The sequence below is a fragment of the Streptomyces sp. NPDC003635 genome (assembly GCF_053587635.1).
Map to the genome: position 1 here is coordinate 1 of NZ_JBSFOK010000124.1, position 1,591 is coordinate 1,591.

Here is a 1,591-nt window from a genome sequence, read left to right on the forward strand (position 1 = left end):
CAGGTCAGCGATCCAGCGCACCTTCGGTGCGCGCCGGGGGCGTGGTAAATGCCGTGGCGTGCGCCGGGGGTGCTTCTGTCTGCCCTGACGGAGGTTGCTGCTGGTCCGGGACGCTGGTGGGGTTCGTTCCGGCCGAAGCCGATGTCTCTGTGATGCCGGTGAGCTCGCAGGTCAGCGTGGCACTGGGGGCCGTCCACGGGAACCGTGGAGTGTTGCTGTGAGCACGTGCGTCAGAATTCCTGATTCACCCTGGCCCTCCCGGAACGGCGTACCGCTTGCCCAAGGGAGGGAACAGGGCCGTGGACGTGTTGCACGAACGCTGCGCAGGGCTGGATATCAGCAAGAAGGACGCCAAGGTATGCGTCCGCACGCCGAGCGCGAAGCGGCGGAGGTCATTCGCCAACGAGACCACGACCTGGGCTTCCACGACGAACGCCGTGCTCGCCCTGCGGGACCACCTGCTCGCCGCCGAGGTCACCCTCGTCGTGATCGAGGCGACCTCGGACTACTGGAAGCCCTTCTACTACCTGCTGACCGAGGACCTGAACGTGATCCTGGTCAACGCCCGGCAGGTCAAGAACCTGCCCGGCCGCAAGACGGACGTCTCGGATGCCGCCTGGCTGGCCCAGCTCGGCGCGCACGGCCTGGTCCGCCCGTCGTTCGTGCCACCGCAGCCGGTGCGCGAACTACGGGATCTGACCCGGGCCCGCACCCAGATGACCCGCGAACGCGGCCAGATCGTCCAGCGCCTGGAGAAGCTGCTGGAAGACACCGGGATCAAGCTCGCAGCGGTCGCCTCCGACATCATGGGCGTCTCGGGCCGGGCCATGCTGGAGGCCCTCATCGACGGGGAACGCGACCCGCAGACGCTCGCGGACCTGGCCAAGCGCAAGCTCCGTAACAAGATCCCCGAACTCACCGAGGCCCTGACCGGCCGCTTCCGCGCCCACCACGCCTTCCTCACCCGACTGCACCTGGACCACTACGACCAGCTCACCGGCGCCATCGGACAGCTGGACGAGCGGATCGAGGAGGCGATGGCCCCCTTTCGAGGCGCCCTCGACCTCCTCGACACCATCCCCGGCATCAACCAGGCCGTCGCCGAAGTGATCATCGCGGAGACCGGCGGAGACATGACCCGCTTCGCCTCCGCCAGGCACCTCGCGTCCTGGGCCGGGGTCTGCCCCGGCCACCACGAGTCCGCCGGCCGCACCAAGAACACCAAGGTCCGCCCCGGCAACCCCTACCTCAAAGGAGCCCTCGGCCTGGCCGCCTTCGGCGCGGTGAAGACCAAGGACACCTACCTGCAAGCCCGTTACAAGCGGCTGACCGCCCGCCGCGGCCCGCTCAGGGCCCTGGTCGCCGTCGAGCACTCGATCATCACCGCGATCTGGCACATGCTCACCGACAACGTCCGCTACCGCGAGCTCGGGGGCACCTACTTCGTCCAGCGCGACCCCGAACGCGCCACCCGCCGCGCGATCACCGCGCTCAACCAGCTCGGCTACACCGTCACCCTCAACCCGATCGAGGACGCAGCCTGACACAAGAACCCGGACACCCGGCGACCACCACGGTCACCGGGCACCCA

1 protein-coding gene is annotated in these 1,591 nt (G+C 68.7%); it reads left to right on the forward strand.

The features are described from left to right. Positions 1 to 299: 299 nt before the first annotated feature. Entirely contained in the window at positions 300 to 1,544 is a 1,245-nt protein-coding gene (locus ACWDRW_RS40290) for an IS110 family transposase (RefSeq protein ID WP_451733569.1), read from the forward strand. Positions 1,545 to 1,591 lie beyond the last annotated feature (47 nt).